At 66.8% G+C, this 17,247-nt stretch carries 17 protein-coding genes; 10 read left to right on the plus strand and 7 right to left on the minus strand.

Translation table 11 applies throughout. The features are described 5' to 3' along the window. Positions 1 to 131: 131 nt before the first annotated feature. Genes hemJ through hemE form a run of 3 tightly spaced genes read right to left on the minus strand, consistent with a single transcriptional unit; the run spans position 132 to position 2,622 of the window. Complete coding sequence (hemJ, locus tag MTBLM5_RS14540) at positions 132 to 566, minus strand: protoporphyrinogen oxidase HemJ (RefSeq protein ID WP_173976797.1); 435 nt, start codon at positions 564 to 566, stop codon at positions 132 to 134. Continuing rightward, on the minus strand, positions 563 to 1,570 hold the full coding sequence (hemH, locus tag MTBLM5_RS14545) for a ferrochelatase (RefSeq protein WP_173976798.1): 1,008 nt from the start codon (positions 1,568 to 1,570) through the stop codon (positions 563 to 565). Before hemH ends, hemJ begins: the two co-directional genes overlap by 4 nt. A 5-nt stretch (positions 1,571 to 1,575) precedes the next feature. Continuing rightward, a complete protein-coding gene (hemE, locus tag MTBLM5_RS14550; RefSeq protein WP_173976799.1) occupies positions 1,576 to 2,622 on the minus strand; it encodes a uroporphyrinogen decarboxylase in 1,047 nt (348 codons plus the stop codon). Positions 2,623 to 3,016: 394 nt separating this feature from the next. On the opposite strand from hemE, the gene MTBLM5_RS14555 reads away from it, so the two are divergent. From MTBLM5_RS14555 to dnaQ, 5 genes are read left to right on the plus strand one after another with little or no spacing between them, the layout of a single operon-like run. Beyond that, positions 3,017 to 3,847, plus strand: a complete 831-nt coding sequence (locus MTBLM5_RS14555) for a pyruvate, water dikinase regulatory protein (protein WP_068501425.1) — start codon at positions 3,017 to 3,019, stop codon at positions 3,845 to 3,847. Continuing rightward, positions 3,844 to 4,434 (plus strand): Maf family protein, encoded by a 591-nt coding sequence (locus tag MTBLM5_RS14560; protein ID WP_256367180.1) that lies wholly within the window; start codon positions 3,844 to 3,846, stop codon positions 4,432 to 4,434. The genes MTBLM5_RS14555 and MTBLM5_RS14560 overlap by 4 nt, the downstream gene beginning before the upstream one ends. Then, complete coding sequence (locus MTBLM5_RS14565; protein ID WP_173976800.1) at positions 4,431 to 5,267, plus strand: shikimate dehydrogenase; 837 nt, start codon at positions 4,431 to 4,433, stop codon at positions 5,265 to 5,267. Before MTBLM5_RS14560 ends, MTBLM5_RS14565 begins: the two co-directional genes overlap by 4 nt. Next, positions 5,264 to 5,854, plus strand: coding sequence for a dephospho-CoA kinase (gene coaE, locus MTBLM5_RS14570; protein ID WP_173976801.1), 591 nt, complete (start codon positions 5,264 to 5,266; stop codon positions 5,852 to 5,854). The genes MTBLM5_RS14565 and coaE overlap by 4 nt, the downstream gene beginning before the upstream one ends. Then, complete coding sequence (gene dnaQ / locus MTBLM5_RS14575) at positions 5,847 to 6,539, plus strand: DNA polymerase III subunit epsilon (RefSeq protein WP_173976802.1); 693 nt, start codon at positions 5,847 to 5,849, stop codon at positions 6,537 to 6,539. The genes coaE and dnaQ overlap by 8 nt, the downstream gene beginning before the upstream one ends. 34 nt (positions 6,540 to 6,573) lie before the next feature. On the opposite strand, the gene secB is transcribed toward dnaQ, so the two are convergent. Together secB and MTBLM5_RS14585 are read right to left on the minus strand one after the other, a co-directional pair. Then, positions 6,574 to 7,044 (minus strand): protein-export chaperone SecB, encoded by a 471-nt coding sequence (secB, locus tag MTBLM5_RS14580; RefSeq protein WP_068501411.1) that lies wholly within the window; start codon positions 7,042 to 7,044, stop codon positions 6,574 to 6,576. Between the two features lie 64 nt (positions 7,045 to 7,108). Further along, the gene (locus MTBLM5_RS14585) at positions 7,109 to 8,326 is read right to left on the minus strand and encodes a UbiH/UbiF/VisC/COQ6 family ubiquinone biosynthesis hydroxylase (RefSeq protein WP_254431063.1); all 1,218 of its coding nucleotides are present in this window, start codon (positions 8,324 to 8,326) and stop codon (positions 7,109 to 7,111) included. A gap of 260 nt (positions 8,327 to 8,586) precedes the next feature. On the opposite strand from MTBLM5_RS14585, the gene MTBLM5_RS14590 reads away from it, so the two are divergent. Then, entirely contained in the window at positions 8,587 to 8,925 is a 339-nt protein-coding gene (locus MTBLM5_RS14590; RefSeq protein ID WP_068501405.1) for a P-II family nitrogen regulator, read from the plus strand. A 145-nt stretch (positions 8,926 to 9,070) separates the two neighbouring features. On the opposite strand, the gene MTBLM5_RS14595 is transcribed toward MTBLM5_RS14590, so the two are convergent. Continuing rightward, a complete protein-coding gene (locus MTBLM5_RS14595) occupies positions 9,071 to 9,715 on the minus strand; it encodes a methyltransferase domain-containing protein (RefSeq protein WP_217425039.1) in 645 nt (214 codons plus the stop codon). A 198-nt stretch (positions 9,716 to 9,913) separates the two neighbouring features. On the opposite strand from MTBLM5_RS14595, the gene MTBLM5_RS14600 reads away from it, so the two are divergent. The 4 genes from MTBLM5_RS14600 to MTBLM5_RS14615 all read left to right on the plus strand — a co-directional run bounded on the left by MTBLM5_RS14600 (position 9,914) and on the right by MTBLM5_RS14615 (position 15,732). Continuing rightward, positions 9,914 to 11,269, plus strand: coding sequence for an ammonium transporter (locus tag MTBLM5_RS14600; RefSeq protein ID WP_173976804.1), 1,356 nt, complete (start codon positions 9,914 to 9,916; stop codon positions 11,267 to 11,269). 191 nt (positions 11,270 to 11,460) lie between these two features. After that, entirely contained in the window at positions 11,461 to 12,621 is a 1,161-nt protein-coding gene (locus MTBLM5_RS14605) for an aminotransferase class I/II-fold pyridoxal phosphate-dependent enzyme (protein ID WP_173976805.1), read from the plus strand. A gap of 11 nt (positions 12,622 to 12,632) precedes the next feature. Further along, positions 12,633 to 15,032 (plus strand): DNA translocase FtsK 4TM domain-containing protein, encoded by a 2,400-nt coding sequence (locus MTBLM5_RS14610; protein ID WP_173976806.1) that lies wholly within the window; start codon positions 12,633 to 12,635, stop codon positions 15,030 to 15,032. Between the two features lie 52 nt (positions 15,033 to 15,084). After that, positions 15,085 to 15,732 carry an outer membrane lipoprotein carrier protein LolA gene (locus MTBLM5_RS14615; protein WP_254431064.1) on the plus strand — a complete coding sequence of 216 codons (648 nt, stop codon included), beginning with the start codon at positions 15,085 to 15,087 and terminating at the stop codon, positions 15,730 to 15,732. On the opposite strand, the gene MTBLM5_RS14620 is transcribed toward MTBLM5_RS14615, so the two are convergent. After that, on the minus strand, positions 15,729 to 17,009 hold the full coding sequence (locus MTBLM5_RS14620; protein WP_173976807.1) for a tetratricopeptide repeat protein: 1,281 nt from the start codon (positions 17,007 to 17,009) through the stop codon (positions 15,729 to 15,731). The two genes, MTBLM5_RS14615 and MTBLM5_RS14620, sit on opposite strands and share 4 nt — an antisense overlap. Between the last annotated feature and the right edge of the window lie 238 nt (positions 17,010 to 17,247).

A 17,247-nucleotide genomic window follows, 5' to 3' on the forward strand; every position in this document is an offset into this window, starting at 1 on the left:
AAAGCAGACGGCGACGGCCTGGATGAAATCGGGATCAAGGGGGCTTCAGACGGCCCCATCAGGATCGCGCCAAGCATTAGCCAAAGCGGACAGGCCTGTCAAACGCCTTTTCTGTGTGCAACGCAGCGATCTCAAAAGGGTTTGACGATGACCAGAATAACGATGGCAATCATCAGCAAGGTCGGAACTTCATTGGCGATGCGGAAAAACTTCTGCGGCCGGCTATTGCGGTCGGCGGCGAAGTCGTTCTTCCACCTTGTCATCATATGGTGGGCGATGGTCATTCCGATCACCAGGGTTAGTTTCACGTGAAACCATCCGTCGTGGAATAGCCCGCCGACCCCCGCCATGATCAGGCCGGCCACCCAGGCGACGATCGCCGCCGGCATCATGATCGCCTTCAACAGGCGCCGTTCCATCACCTTGAACAATTCCGAGGTGGCCGAGCCGATCTCCACCTCGCAATGGTACACGAACAGCCGCGGCAGATAGAGAAGACCGGCCATCCACGAGATCACCGCGATCACATGCAAGGCCTTCAGCCACAGATAGCCTTCCCCGGTCATGGCGCTTCCTTCCACAGGCAGCCTCTGCCGATGGCGGAACAGGCGCGGCCATGGCATTGGGCCGGATCTCTGACCAATTCCGCCAAGCCCTCGATGAAGGCGGGATGGGCCGATACCGTCGGCACCCGCACATAGGCCGGAATGCCCAGGCCTTCGGCGCGATGGCGATATTCGATGTCCAGCTCGACCAGGGTCTCGGAATGCTCGGAGACGAAGGCGATGGGCACCACCACCACCGGCACCTTGTCGGCGCCGGCCCGAGCCAGCTCGTCCTCGGTCGCCGGCCCGATCCATTTCAGCGGCCCGACCCGGCTTTGATAGCACACGCCCCAATCGAGATCGTCCAGCCCCGAGGCCGCCACCACCGCGCGGGCGGTCATCTCGACATGCATCGGATAAGGATCGCCCTTGTCGACCAATCCTTGCGGCAATCCATGGGCGGAAAACAGCACCCGCGGCCGACCATGGGCGCTGGCGGTGGTCCAGCCGGCCCGGACCAGCTCCGCCATGGCGGCGACCAGGCCGGCTTGGGCCGGATAGCAACAGATGGTTTCGGTCGGCAGGTTCAGATTGGCCTGGGCCGCTTGGGTCGCCCATGCCCTCAGGCTCGATCGATTGGTGGTGGTGGAAAATTGCGGGTAAAGCGGCAGCAACACCACCCGTTCCGCCCCCCAGGCCTTTACCGCCGCCACCGTCTCGGCGGTAAACGGGTGCCAATAGCGCATGGCGACGAACACCTTGAAGCCCGCACCCAGGGCGAATTCAAGGGCGCTGGCCTGGGCCTTGGTTTCCCGCAAGATCGGTGAGGCGCCGCCGATCTGGCGATAGATTTCCTTGGCCACCGGGGCGCGGCGGCTGGAAATCAGCTTGGCGAGCAAGGGTCGGATCGGCCAGGGCGCTCCGATGATCGCCTTGTCGTTGAACAGGTTGAACAGGAACGGCTCGACCGCCTCCAGGCTGTCCGGCCCCCCCATGTTGAACAAAACGACGGCGGTCTTGCCCATGATGCCTAGCCCTTGAAGCTTTTGACCCGTTCGGCCAATCGGGCCACGTTCTCAGGGGGCGTCGGCGGAATGATGCCGTGGCCCAGATTGAAGATGAACGGCCCCTTGCTTAGGCTCTTCAGCACCCGGTCGATGCCCCCGTCCAGCGCTTCACCGCCGGTGACCAGCAAAATCGGATCCAGATTGCCCTGGACCGTGCAATGGGGCTGCAGCGTCTCGGCCGCCCAGTCCAGGGGCACGCTGGAATCCAGGCTGACGCCGCTGACCTTGGTTTCCTTGACATAGGCCTGGTAAAGCATGCCGGCCCCACGCGGGAAGCCGATCACCGGGATGCCGGGTCGTTCGGCGCGGATGCGTTCGACCAGCTTGCGGGCCGGCTCGATCACCCAGCGGCGGAATTCGGGCTCCGGCAGGGCCCCGGCCCAGGTGTCGAAAATCTGGATCGCCTCGGCGCCGGCATCGATCTGGCGGATCAGATACTGGCCGGTCGCCTCGACCAGTAGGTCCATCAGCCGGGCGAACACCTCTGGCTGACCCCACATCAGGCGCTTGGCTTCCTGGAAATCCTTGGAACCGCCGCCTTCGATCATGTAGGTGGCCACCGTCCACGGCGCTCCGGAAAAACCGATCAGCGCGGTCGAGGACGGAATCGCCGAGGACAGGCCCTTGACGGTGCGATAGACCGGGTCAAGCCGTTGGTGCAGGCCCGAGATGTCGAGACCATCCAGATCCCTTGCCGAGCGAATGGGCGTCAGCACCGGACCCTCGCCTTCCCGGAAGGCGACATCCTGTCCGAGCCCGTCGGGAACCACCAGAATGTCGGAAAACAGGATGGCGGCGTCGAAGCCGTAGCGGCGCAGCGGCTGCAGCGTGACCTCGACGGCCAGTTCGGGATTGTAGCACAGGTCGAGGAAGCTGCCGGCCTGGGCGCGGGTGGCCCGATATTCCGGCAGGTAGCGACCGGCCTGTCGCATCAGCCAGAAAGGCGGCGGCAGGATCGTCTCGCCGGCAAGGGCACGAAGAAACGGCTTGGTCGGTGCGGTCTGGGTCAAGGGTCACCCTCGAAGATATTCGGCTGCGGCGGTCCAAGGTCATACAAGGTTTGTTTGAGAGAAGAAAGGTGGCTGAGTGTTGTTGGGCCTGTGGAACCTGGGGATGCGATTCGATCCCCACCTTATCCCCAAATTGGTCCTTCCCGGGGGAAAAGTCGCCCGGCCTGGGGAAAAGTCCCGGGAATCACCGTGCCGGTGCCGGTTTGGAAAGCGGGGATAAGGGGGAAAGCGGATGAAGCGGACGATGATTCACGCTATTGTCGGGTGCGGACGGAATGTTGTCGACAGCCTGGCCGTCCCGGGGAGGGATTGACGCGAACGGGGAGGAAAAAGCCCGTCACCGTCGAAACACCCCGGTTATCCCCGTTCTTCCACCTTATCCCCAGCAAAGCGCATGGACAGCTATCACCTGCATCTGGTTTCCGACGCCACCGGCGAAACCGTCCTATCGATGGCCCGCGCCTGCCTGGTGCAGTTCGAGGGGATCAACACCACCCAGCATAATTGGTGGCTGGTGCGCAGCCAGGGCCAGGCCGAAAGGGTGATCGCCGGGATCGAGGACAATCCCGGCATCGTGCTGTGCACCCTGGTCGACGGCGCGGTGCGCTCGCTGCTGGAAGAGGCCTGCCGGCGCATGCGGGTCCCGTTCATCCCGGTTCTCGATCCGGTGATGGGGGCGCTGGCCGGGTTCTTCGGCGCCGAGGTCGGTGCCACGCCCGGCCGCCAATATGTGCTGGACGCCGAATATTTCGCCCGCATCGACGCCATGCAATACACCCTGGCCCATGATGACGGGCAATTGCTGGACGATCTGGACGATGCCGACATCGTGGTGATCGGGGTGTCGCGCACCTCGAAGACGCCGACCTGCATGTACCTGGCCAATCGCGGCTATAAATGCGCCAATTATCCCCTGGTGCCCGGCGTGCCGCTGCCGACCCAGCTGGAATCCTTGCGCTGGCCGCTGGTGGTCGGTCTGACCAAGGACCCGAAAAGCCTGTCCGACATTCGCCGCTCGCGCCTGCGCTTCCTCAATCACGACGAGGACGCCGAATACGCCCAGTTCGAGAAGGTCCGCGAGGAAGTGGCCAGCGCCCGCAAATTGTTCTCGCGCCATGGCTGGCCGGTGGTCGATGTCAGCCGCCGCTCGATCGAGGAGGCCTCGGCCTCGATCATGCAATTGCACGCCCAGCACGCCGCCAAGCGCGACGGGGTGACGGCGTGATCGTGCTGGCCTCGGCCTCGGCGGCGCGGCGCGCCATGCTGGAGCGCGCCGGCGTGTCGTTCGCTATCGACGTGGCGGCCATCGACGAACAATCGGTCAAGGATTCGTTCAAGGCCGAAACCGGCAACCCGGCCCGGGCGGCGGAAGCGCTGGCCGCCTTGAAAGCGATTCGGGTGTCGGCGCGCCATCCCGGCGCCCTGGTGGTCGGCGCCGATCAGATGCTCGATTGCGACGCAACATGGTACGACAAGCCGGCCAATCCGGCCGAAGCCCGCGCCCAGCTTATGTCGTTGCGTGGTCGCAACTACCGCCTGACCAGTGCGGTGGTGGTGGTCAGGGACGGCCAGACCCTGTGGCACCACACCGAGGCGGCCCATCTGACCATGCGCCGCTTTTCCGATGCCTTCCTCGATGATTATCTTACCCAAGCCGGCGAGGCGGTGCTGGGCTCGGTCGGCGCCTATCAGCTGGAAGGGCTGGGGGCGCAATTGATGATGCAGGTCACCGGCGACCATTTCACCATCCTGGGTCTGCCGTTGCTGCCCTTGCTGGATTTCCTGCGCGAGAACGGAGAATTGATCCCATGACCCTGTCGGGAAAGGCTCGCCTGGCCGGGGTGATCGGCTGGCCGGTGGGGCATTCGCGCTCGCCCCGCCTGCACGGCTTCTGGCTCAAGCAATTGGGGATCGACGGCGCCTATGTGCCGCTGGCGGTCAAACCCGAGGATTTCGCCGCCGCGCTGGATGCCCTGCCCAAGCTGGGCTTCCGGGGTGCCAACGTCACCGTGCCCCATAAGGAAATGGCCCTGGCCCTGGTCGATCATGTCGAACCGCTGGCGGCGCGCATCGGCGCGGTCAATACCCTGGTGGTCCGGGATGACGGCACCATCGAGGGCCGCAACACCGACGCCTTCGGGTTCCTGGAAAATCTGCGCCGGGGGGCGCCGGACTGGCGGGCCGAAAACGGTCCGGCGGTGGTGCTGGGTGCCGGCGGCGCGGCGCGTGCGGTGGTGGCCGCCCTGGTCGATGCCGGCGTGCCCGAGATCCGTCTGCTCAATCGCGGGCTGGCCCGGGCCGAGCAGTTGGCCGCCGATATCGGCGGCCCGGTGCGACCCTTGGATTGGCAGGTCCGCGCCGACGCCCTGGATGGCGCTGGCCTTCTGGTCAACACCACCGTCCTGGGCATGAATGGCCAGCCGCCGCTGGATATCGACCTTGCCGCCCTGCCGGATTCGGCGGTGGTCAACGATATCGTCTATGCGCCGCTGATGACCGACCTGCTGAATGCTGCCGCCCTGCGCGGCAATCCCATCGTCGACGGCATCGGCATGCTGCTATGGCAGGCGGTGCCGGGCTTCGAGGCGTGGTTCGGCGCCCGCCCGACGGTCACCGATGAATTGCGGGCGTACGTTTTGGCATGAAGATCCTGGGCCTGACCGGATCGATCGGCATGGGCAAAAGCACGGCGGCCGCCATGCTGCGGCGGATGGGGGTGCCGGTGCACGATGCCGATGCCACCGTGCACCGGCTGCTGGGGCCGGGCGGCGCCGCCGTCGCGGCGGTCGAAGCGGCCTTTCCGGGTGTGACCGCCCATGGTGCGATCGACCGTGCCGAACTGGGCCGCCAGGTGTTCGGCGACCCCGCCCGCCTGCGTCGGCTGGAACGCATTGTCCATCCGCTGGTGCGCCGCGCCGAGACGCGCTTCCTGGCGATCTGGCGCCGCCGTCGTGCCCGGCTGGTGGTGCTGGATATCCCGCTCTTGTACGAAACCCACGGCGAAGAGCGGTGCGACAAGGTGGCGGTGGTGACCTGCCCGGCCTTCCTGCAGGCGCAAAGGGTGCTGCGACGGCCGGGCCAAAGCCCGGCCCGGCTGGCCGCCATCCGCGCCCAGCAGATGCCCGATTCCGCCAAGCGTCGCCGCGCCGATATCATCATCCCGACCGGAACCGGCCGCGGGCCGGCCTGGCGGAAACTCAGGGCCCTGGTCAAGGAGATGCGCGGTGCGTGAGATCGTTCTGGATACCGAAACCACCGGCTTCGATCCGCTGACCGGTCACCGCATCGTCGAGATCGGTTGCGTCGAGCTGTTTAACCACCTGCCGACCGGCGGCACCTATCACCAGTACCTCAACCCCGAGCGCGACATGCCGGAAGAAGCCTTCCGGGTGCATGGCCTGTCGGCGCAGTTCCTGTCGGACAAGCCGGTCTTCGCCGAAGTGGTCGCCGATTTCCTGGAATTCCTGGGCGATTCCAAGCTGGTGATCCATAACGCCGAATTCGACATGAAGTTCATCAACGCCGAATTGGCGCGGCTGGGCTTTCCGCCGATTCCCATGACCCGGACCGTCGATACGGTGTTGATGGCAAGGCGCAAGTTTCCCGGTGCCCAGGCCAATCTCGATGCCTTGTGCCGGCGCTTCGAGATCGACAACACCCACCGCACCCATCACGGCGCGTTGCTGGATTCGGAATTGCTGGCCGAGGTCTATCTGCAGCTGATCGGCGGGCGCCAGCCCGGCCTGGAACTGGGGGCGAGCAAGGGCCAGCGTGGCGGCGCGGCCGACCAGCCCAGTCAGGTCGATCGCCCGATCCGCGCGGCCCGGCCGCACGACGCCAGCCCCGAGGAACTTGAGGCGCATAACGCCTTCATCGGCAAACTGAAGAAACCGATCTGGCTGCGCGAGCCGGAATGAACGCTCCCCCGGTCTCGCCGGGGGAGCGGGATTTCTAGTTCTTTTCCGCCTGGGCGGCTTCGGCCTGGGCGGCCTCGACGCGGGCGCGGAACAGCTGGACGAAGTCGATCGGCTGGATCATCAGCGGCGGGAAGCCGCCGTCGCGGGTCAGATCGGCGATGATGTTGCGGGCGAACGGGAACATCATGCGCGGGCATTCGATCAGCAACATCGCCTGAACATGCTCGGGGGCGACGTTGATGGTGAAGATGCCGCCATAGGCCAGCTCGACCAGGAACACCGGCTTGCCGTCGGGCAAGGTGGCGTCGATCTTCAGGTGCAGCACCACCTCGAAGGTGTTCTCGCGCAGGCCCGAAGCGGTGATATCGACATGGATCGGGATGTCCGGGTTCTGGCCCTGCATCTCGGTATAGATGGTCGGCGCGCCGGGGATCTCGAAGGACAGGTCCTTGATGTACTGGCCGTTGATGATCAGCGGCGGCAGGTTCTGGGCAGTCTCGGTCATATCGATACTCGCATGGAAATCAGGCGATTGATGGCTAACATGGATCGGGGTCCAAGGCCAGACACTATAAAGGTGCGCCCCGCATCAGGCGAGGCAGGTCGCCCACCACACCCATGGCGTGACGCATCAGCACACGCTTCACATCCGGCATGGTCTCGACCAGCCCCAGCCCCAGGTCGCGGGCCAGCTTCAGGGGGGCGACATCGTTCGAGAACAGCCGCACCAGGGCGTCGGTCATGACCAGCATCAGCATGTTGTCGAAGCGCCGCCAGCGCTGATAGCGCTCGAGCACCGCGCTCGCCCCCACATCCAGCCCCAGCCGGCGGGCATCGACCACCAGCTCGGCCAGGGCGGCCGCGTCGCGCACCCCCATGTTCATGCCCTGGCCGGCGACCGGGTGCATGCCATGGGCGGCGTCGCCGACCAGGGCCAGGCGACGGCCGATCATGCTTTTGGCCACCTGCAGGGTCAGCGGATAATAAAAGCGCGGCCCGGTCAATGACAGCGGCCCCAGGAAATCGCCGAAGCGGTCCCGCACTTCCGCCAGGAAACCCGCATCGTCCTGGGCGACGATGGCGGGGGCCAGATGCAGCCGTTCGGTCCACACGATGGACGAGCGGTTTCCCGTCATCGGCAGGATGGCGAACGGGCCCGACGGCAAGAAGCGCTCGTGGGCGATGCCGCGGTGGGGCTGTTGATGGGCGATGGTGGTGACGATGCCCGATTGCCCATATTCCAGGCGGGTGACGTCGATTCCGGCAGATCGGCGGATGCGCGACGGGCGGCCATCGGCGCCGACGACCAGGCCGGCCCGCAGGGTCCGTCCGTCGGACAAGGTGGCGACGGCGCCGGTGGCACCATACTCCACCGCTTCGACCCGCATCGGCGCCAGCACCCGCGCCGTGGGCAGGCTGGCCAGGCGCTGGTGGACGGCGCGGCGGATGGTGGTGTTTTCGACGATCCAGCCGAACGGCTGGTCGCCCAGGGCGCGGTGGTCGTAATGCAGGAACAGCGGGCTGGCGCCGTCGGTGACGCGGATATCCTCGATCGGCTGGGCCTCGGCCGCCATCAGCGGCCAGATGCCGGCGCCGTCAAAGGCCTGCCGGGCCGAGGCGGCCACGGCAATCGAGCGGCCGTCGGTGCCGGGCCGCGCCAGCTCGGCCGGGTCGGCCGCTTCGACCAGCACGACGTCAAGACCCGCCTGGGCCAGGGCGCAGGCGGTCAGTCCGCCGACCGGGCCGCCGCCCACCACCAACACATCGGCGGTGGGGGGAAGGGGCAATGAGAAGTTTGGCGTCACCATGACCTACCATGTGCCATCGCTGTTCGCCGGGCGCAAGACTGCAGCCGCTCCAGGCAGTTGCTCATCTATTATGCAGATGCGGCGGCGATCGCCGCCCGTGGTGGCGGCAGAACCCAGAAAAGCGGCGCTTTGCCTCAATCGGCACGGCTTTTGAAAGGGAGAAATCACGCTGACGGTTCGCAATCGAACCAGCGACCGATCAACCGGCGGGTCAACCGCCATATGTTAGGGGACCAGAGATGAAGCTGATCATGGCCGTCATCAAGCCCTTCAAGCTGGACGAGGTGCGCGAAGCCCTCACTCCGCTGGGAGTTCAGGGCCTGACCGTGAGCGAGGTCAAGGGCTTTGGCCGTCAGAAGGGCCAGACCGAAATCTATCGCGGTGCCGAATACGTGGTGAACTTCCTGCCCAAGGTGAAGATCGAAGTGGCGGTGAACGACGATATCGCCGACCGCGTCGTCGAGACCATCCAGACCGCCGCCCGCACCGGCAAGATCGGTGACGGCAAGGTCTTCGTGGTCGAACTGGCGCAGGCCTATCGTATCCGTACCGGCGAAGCCAATTCGGAAGCGCTGTAAGGGCTTGCCCTTTCGCCTTCGTCGTCATGGCCGGGCGTGCCCGGCCGTCCACGCGACTCCTCACCCGGTTTTCGGGTCGAACGAACAGGTGTGGACGCCCGGGCACGCCCGGGCATGACGGCCATCGGCGCCATTCGGCCGGCCGTCAGCTGGCCTTGCGTGCCGTGAAGATGATTTCCTCGACGACATTGTTGTAAAGCTCGGCCGCCTCGCGCACGCGGGCCTGCGGCCATTTCTCGCGCTCGGCCTTTTGCGCCCAGGCGGGCGCCAGCCGGTTGCGAATCTGGCCGACCTCGAAATCGACGTCCAGGATTTCGGCCAGCCGGGTGTGCGGCGTGCCCAGCCGGCTCCATTCGGCGCAATTCTTCTTCGACAACAGATGAAACATCGCCGGCGTGATCGGCCGGACATGGGTGGGATCGCCCAGATACAGGTCGCTGCGCGGGTGCGGCACGGTGATCTCGACAACGCCGCCGACCTTCAGGACCCGGTAAAGCTCGGTGACGATCGCCAGGAAGACCCGGGTCTCCTGGCCCAGATGCTCGAGCACGTGGTGCAGCACGATCTCATCGACCGAATTGTCGGCGAACGGCCAGGGAATCTGCTCGAGATCGACCAATTGGTCGGGTTCGAACACCGGATACTTGTCGACATTGATATAGCCGGCCCGCTTGTCGCGGCCGCATCCCAGGTTCAGGCGCATGACGATCCTCGCCGAAAAATCCTGCCCGGTCATAGCATTGTGACGGTCGATGGTCACCAGCGATGACGCTGCCCATGAATCGCGCATCACCCCTTTCTCATGCCTAAATTCTAGCCAAGGCCTTACGTCCATGGGGAAAAAAGGTGGCGGCAACCGGCTTTACGGCACTTGGCACGGTTTTTGTTTGTATGTGGCCCGAGCCGGTCCGGACGCCCCCCTCTCTCCTCCCTGGGGTGTCTGGATCCGGCGCCCAATGACCGCTGAGCCGTTTCGAGGGGAAGACCCATGAACCATCGTATCAAGTCCGTACTCGCCGGCGTTGGCCCGGCCCTGGCATCGCTGTTTTACGCGACGGCCAGCGTTGCCGAGGAAGCGGCTGCCGCCGCGACCGAGGCGGCCGCTGCCGCGCCCGCTCCGGCCCTCGATGCCGGCAATACCGCCTGGATGCTGGTTTCGACCGCCCTGGTGCTGATGATGACCATTCCCGGTCTGGCGTTGTTCTACGGCGGCATGGTTCGCAAGAAGAACGTGCTGGGCGTGATGATGCAAAGCTTCGCCATCGCCGCCCTGGTGTCGGTGTTGTGGATGATCGCCGGCTACTCGCTGGCCTTCACCGGCGACAGCCCGTATTTCGGCGGCTTCGACCGCCTGTTCCTGGACGGCATCGAAAAGACCACCCTGTCGGGCACCATCCCCGAATCGGTGTTCATGATGTTCCAGATGACCTTCGCCATCATCACCCCGGCGCTGATCACCGGTGCCTTCGCCGACCGCATGAAGTTCTCGTCCATGCTGGTGTTCATGACCCTGTGGCTGTTCCTGGTCTATGCCCCGGTCTGCCATTGGGTGTGGATGCTGGACGCGTCGGGTGCGGCGGTCGGCTTCCTGGGCGCCATGGGCGTTCTGGACTTCGCCGGCGGTACCGTGGTGCACATCAATGCCGGCGTCGCCGGTCTGGTGGCCGCCATCGTGCTGGGCCCGCGCAAGGGTTACGGCGTCGACAACATGGCTCCGCACAACCTGACCCTGTCGGTCATCGGCGCCTCGCTGCTGTGGGTCGGCTGGTTCGGCTTCAACGCCGGTTCGGCCCTGGCCGCCGACGGTCGTGCCGGCATGGCCATGACCGTCACCCAGATCGCCGCCGCCGCCGCCGCCCTGTCGTGGATGTTCGCCGAATGGATCCTGCGCAAGCGTCCGTCGGTCCTGGGCATCGTGTCGGGCGCCGTTGCCGGCCTGGTCGCCATCACCCCCGCCTCGGGCTTCGTCGGCCCCAAGGGCGCGCTGATCATCGGCCTGCTGGCCGGCGTGGTCTGCTACTGGGGTGCCACCGGCCTGAAGCATGCCCTGAAGTATGACGACAGCCTGGACGCCTTCGGCGTGCACGGCATCGGCGGCATCCTGGGCGCCATCCTGACCGGCGTGTTCGCGTCGGAAGCCATCGGCGGCTTCCCCGGCCTGCTGGAAGGCAATGGCGGCCAGGTGCTGGCCCAGGTTTACGGCGTGGTCATCACCGCCGTCTATACCGGCATCGTCACCTACATCATCCTGAAGCTGGTGGATGTGGTGATGGGCCTGCGCGTCAGCGCCGAAGAAGAGCGCGAAGGCCTCGATCTCGCCCTGCACGGCGAATCGGTGCACTAAGCGCTTCGTCCCAACGGGGGACGGGACTGGGGTGGGGCGCGGCGAAAGCCGCGCCCCATTCTTTTGTTGTCCGTGGAAAAGTCCCTCGGCTTCGCCTCGGTGTACTTTCCCCCGGTTCTGTAAGGACTTTTGCGCGGGCGATTCTTTTGTGGACCCTTCGCGTCCCGGGAAATTTGCGTTAGAACAACCCGATGCTGAACGACCGTCTTGATCTTCTGACCGATTATCCGTTCCAACGCCTGGCCGACCTGCTGGGCGGGGCGCCCGGTCCCGACACCATCATCATGTCCATCGGTGAACCGCAGCACGCGGCGCCGCCGATGGTGGCGCGGATCATCGCCGAACAGGCCCACCTGTGGGGCAAGTACCCGCCGGCGGCCGGTACCCCCGATTTCCGCGCCGCCACCGCCGTCTGGCTGACCCGCCGCTTCGACCTGCCGGCCGGTCTGATCGAGGCCGACAAGGCGATCCTGCCGGTGGCCGGCACCCGCGAGGCGCTTTACCTGATCGCCCAGACGGTGGTCGGTTCGGGCAAGAAGCGCCCGGTGGTGCTGCTGCCCAATCCGTTCTATCAGGTCTATGTCGGGGCCGCGATCATGGCCGGGGCCGAACCGATTTTCGTGCCCGGCGCCGACGGCCCGGCCTCGCAGCCTGATTTTTCGACCCTGCCGGACGATATCCTTGATCGCGTCGCGCTGGCCTATCTGTGCAGCCCGGGCAATCCGCAAGGTTCGGTGGCCGATGCCGATCTGCTCGAGCGCACGGTGCGGCTGGCCCGCCGGCATGATTTCGTGCTGGCGGTCGATGAATGCTATTCCGAGATCTGGGACCAGGCGCCGCCGCCCGGCGCGCTCGCGGCCTGCGCCCGCCTGGGCGAGGGGCTGGCCAACGTGCTGGTGTTCCATTCGCTGTCGAAGCGCTCCAGCGTGCCGGGCCTGCGCTCGGGCTTCGTCGCCGGCGATCCGACGGTGATGGCCGCCTTCGGCCGGGTCAGGTCCTATGGCGGTGCGGCGATCCCGCTGCCGATCCTGGCCGCCGCCACCGCCTTGTGGCAGGACGAGGCCCATGTCGAGGAAAATCGTCGCCTCTACCGCGCCAAGCTGGATATTGCCGAGCATCTGCTGGGCGGCCGTTTCGGCTTTACGCGTCCGCCGGGCGGTTTCTTTCTGTGGCTGGATGTCGGGGACGGCGAGGCTGCGGCCCTTAGGCTGTGGCGCGAGGCCAATATCCGCGTCCTGCCCGGCCGCTATCTGTCGCGCGATGGGGTGGGCGACCGCTACATCCGGGTGGCGCTGGTCCACGATCTGGATACGACCGAGCGGGCGCTGACCCGCCTCGCCCAGGTGCTGTAGGAGAGCGCAGGATGGCCGCGGCCAAGAAGGGGGTTGGCAAGGGCGGTTTTCTTCCCAAGGGCGCGGCCGACGCGCTGTGGCGGCTGGCTGCCCGTCTGGGCGGCCTGGGCCTGATCGTGATTGCTGGCCTGATCGCCGCCGCCCTGGTCACCGCCGATCCGCGCGATCCCTCGTTCAACAATGCCGTGGACGGACCGGTGCGCAATGCCTTGGGCCGGGTGGGCGCCAGCGTCGCCGACCTGCTGGGCCAGCTGGTTGGCCTGGCCGCGTGGGTGGCGGTGGCGGTGGCCCTGATCTGGGGCCTGCGCACGCTGATCCGCGCCCGCGCACCGTCCTTGTGGGCGACCCGCATCGCGGCCCTGCCGGTGGTGGTGCTGTTATGGGCGCTGGCCCTGGCCGCGCTGCCGCTGCCGGCGCCCGACGTCATCGCCGGTTCCGGCGGCGCCTTGGGCCGGGTGCTGTGGACGACGGTGGCTCCGCAGGTGCCGACCGAGTTCGTCTGGGCGGTGGGCTTCCTGGCCGGCGGCGCCGGCTTCGGTCTGTTGATCTTCGTTCTGGGGCTGTCGCCAGCGGATTGGGCCAACCTGTCCAAGGCCGGCACCCGTTCGATCCAGGTGGCGGTGGCCACCGGCCATGCGGCGGCCGCGCTTCGCCACCGCGCACCCTCGCCGGCCGCCGGCCCGGTGGTGCGCGAGCCGCCGCCGATGCGCTGGTCCGACCCGGACGAGGATGATGATGAATACGACGCGGTCATCGCGCCTTTGCCCCGCGACGACGACCCGCCGCCCTTCGAGCGCATGCCCGAGCCCGGTGCCCTGGTCGAACCCAAGCGCCCGCCGCCGGCCGCCGGCAAGCGCGAACGCGCCGCCCGCCAGGGCATGCTGGACCTGGGCGGCCCGGTCGGGCCCGGCTGGGCGCTGCCGCCCCTGACCCTGCTGGCCTTGCCGCCCGAATCCAACCGCACCGCCATCAATCAGGACGGCCTGGCCCAGAACGCCCGCATGCTGGAATCGGTGCTCGAGGATTTCGGCGTCAACGGCAAGGTCTTGAAGGTCCGCCCCGGCCCGGTGGTGACACTTTACGAACTGGAACCGGCGCCCGGCACCAAGACCAGCCGGGTGATCGGCCTGGCCGATGACATCGCCCGCTCGATGAGCGCGCTGTCGGTGCGCATCGCCACCATTCCCGGCCGCTCGGTGATCGGTATCGAGTTGCCCAACGCCCGGCGCGAGACGGTTTACTTGCGCGAGATGCTGGCCGCCGAACAATTCGAAAAGGCCGGGGCGCGGCTGACCCTGGTCTTGGGCAAGGATATCGGCGGTGCGCCGGTGATGGTCGATCTGGCCCGCATGCCGCACCTGTTGATCGCCGGGACCACCGGTTCGGGCAAGTCGGTGGCGGTCAACACCATGATCCTGTCGCTGCTTTATCGCCTGAGCCCGGAAGAATGCCGGTTGATCATGATCGACCCCAAGATGTTGGAACTGTCGGTCTATGACGGCATCCCGCATCTTCTGGCCCCGGTGGTGACCGAGCCCGGCAAGGCGGTGGTGGCCCTGAAATGGGCGGTGCGCGAGATGGAAGACCGCTACCGCGCCATGAGCCAATTGGGCGTCCGCAGCATCGCCGGCTACAACCAGCGCCTGGCCGAGGCCCGCGACAAGGGCGAGCAACTGACCCGCACGGTGCAGACCGGCTTCGACCCCGACACCGGCAAGCCGATCTATGAGGACCAGCTGCTGGACCTGAAGGCGCTGCCGTTCATCGTGGTCATCGTCGATGAAATGGCCGATTTGATGCTGGTGGCCGGCAAGGACATCGAGGCGGCGGTGCAGCGTCTGGCCCAGATGGCGCGCGCCGCCGGCATTCATCTGATCATGGCGACCCAGCGGCCCAGCGTCGACGTCATCACCGGCACCATCAAGGCCAACTTCCCCACCCGCATCTCGTTCCAGGTCACCAGCAAGATCGACAGCCGCACCATCCTGGGCGAGCAGGGCGCCGAGCAGCTGCTGGGCCAGGGCGACATGCTGTACATGGCGGCCGGCGGCCGCATTACCCGCGTGCACGGTCCCTTCGTGTCGGACCAGGAGGTCGAGCAGGTGGTCGAACATCTGCGCGGCCAGGGCGAGCCCTCGTATATCGAGGCGGTCACCGAGGAAGAGGATGGCGAGTTCGGCCTGCCCGGCTCGGGGGGCGGCGGTTCTGGCGACGACCTTTACGACCAGGCGGTGGCGCTGGTCGCCCGCGAGGGCAAGGCCTCGACCAGTTTCGTCCAGCGTCACCTGCAGATCGGCTATAACCGCGCCGCCCGCCTGATCGAGCGGATGGAGGCCGAAGGGGTGGTCGGCAAGGCCAACCATGTCGGCAAGCGCGAGGTGCTTGCCCGTTCGACCCGAGATGATTACTAAATTTCGCCATGATTGGCGGGCACAAAGACCTGCCACCCCGGAGACCGAACCCTTGCCGCACCTCACCCGCCGCCGCCTTCTGGCCTTGCTGGCCACCACCATCCTGGCCGGCCCGGCCATGGCCGCCCCGCGCAAGGCCTTGTCGGCCCAGGACAAGGCCGATGTCGAGCGGGCCGAGGAATACCTGAATTCCTTCACCACGCTCAGGGCGCGCTTCCTGCAGACCGCCCCCAACGGCAGCCAGGCCGAAGGCACCGCCTATTTCTCGCGACCCGGCCGCATGCGGCTGCAATACGATCCGCCGTCGCCGATGCTGGTGGTGGCCGACGGCACCTTCCTGATCGTCCACGACAAGGAACTGGACGCGCCCAGCTATATCCCGTTGGATTCCACCCCGGCCGGCATCCTGGTGCGCAAGAACGTCCACCTCGACGGCAAGGACGTCGCCGTTACCAAGGTCGGTCGGGCGCCGGGCATCCTGACGGTGTCGATGGTCCAGGCCGACGATCCCGGCCAGGGCGAGCTGACCCTGGTCTTCACCGAACGCCCGTTCGCGCTGAAGCAATGGCGGGTGCTGGACCCGCAGGGCAACGTGACCCAGGTATCGCTGTTCGACACCCAGACCGGGCTGTCCTTCGATCCCAAATTGTTCGAGTTCAAAGACCCCAGCAACACCAGGCCGAAGCTGCGGGAAGGTTAAGCCCGCGCCAGCTTGCGCAAATCCAGGCCGACCCTGGCCAGCACCGGCCCCCAATCGCCGTTGGTGTCTTGGCGATACAGCCTGGCCGACGGGTACCAGTCGGTCCGGGTGCCATGCCCCCAGCGCCAGTCGGCCCCCTTGTGCAGCAGCAGCCACACCGGTTTGCCCATGGCCCCGGCCAGATGGGCGGTGCCGGTATCGACGCTGATGACCACATCCAGGGCGGCGATCAGGCCGGCGGTGTCGGTCCAATCCTTGATGCCGGGCGCCAGATCGGTGATGGCCGGATCGTTCGGCGCCTGGTCCAGTTGCAGCGAATAAAGGCTGGTGCCGGGGATGGCGGCCAAGGGCTCCAGCAATTGCCGGCCGACATGGCGTTGGGCGGCATTGGCGAAGCTGGCCGACCCGGCCCACACCAATCCGACCTTGAGGCCGCCCCCCGTCAGGACTGCCGGCCGGGCGGCCAGATAAGGCACCGAACCCGGCCGGCAATCGGCGGCCGGCAATCGATGCGGAAGCGACATGATCGAGACGCGGTGCGTCGCCGGGCAGGCCGGCGCCGACAGCGGCAAGAGCTGGGTCACGCCGGGCAGGCCGGCCAGCAATCCCATCAGCCCGTCATGAACGGCCAGGCGGACGATGGCGCCCCGCTGGGCCAGTTCGGGGACGAAGCGCAGCATCTGGATGGTGTCGCCCACGCCTTGCTCGCCATAGACCAGCAGGTCCAGGCCGTTCAACCCGCCGCCGGTCCATTCGGGGATGTGCCAGCGATCCTCGGCCGCCTGGGGCCGGGCCAGCCGGGATTCCCACAATTCCCAGCCTTTTTGCCATTCACCGTCGCGCAACAGCAACTGGGCCAGTTCGAAGCGGGCCTCGACCCGGTCCTCGACATGGCTCAGGGCCTGGCGGGCCTGGCTCCAGGCGCAGCGGTCGCGTTCGACCAGGCCCAGCGCCCACCACAGGGCCGGGTCGTCCCCCAGTCCCAGGGCTTGGCGCAGGGCATCGGCCGCCCGGTCCAGACGACCCAGCCGGGCCAGGATCTGCCCCAATTGGGCCGGGAAGGACGGCTCGGTCGGATGGTGGCGGCACCCCTCGGCCGCCTCGGCTGCCGCCTCCTCGAGACGGCCCAGGCGGCCCAGCGCCAGCACCCGGTTGAAACGGGCCTGGGCATGGGCCGGCGCCGCCGCCAGGGTGGCGGCCCAACGTTCGGCCGCCTCGGCCAGTTTGCCGCCGGCCGCCAGGCGCAGTCCCTCGATGAAGAAATCCTCGGCGTTCATGGCTCCATCCCACCATGGCGGCCGGGTCGGCTGGCATGCGTTTCATGCAATGCTGCTATGCATTTCACCCGTTACCGAATTGGCCGCCACCTCCCCATCTCGTGTAACAGAGCGGCCCGGCCTTCATCGGTTGGGTCGCGTGGGGTAGGTCTCCCCTGCCGACCCCACGCTCCGCACGGAGCAGAACGGGCGCCCGGTTACCCCCCTGACCGGGCGCCCCCTGTTTCGGGGTCCGTCT

It is taken from the genome of Magnetospirillum sp. LM-5 (assembly GCF_902729445.1).
GTDB lineage: Bacteria > Pseudomonadota > Alphaproteobacteria > Rhodospirillales > Magnetospirillaceae > Magnetospirillum.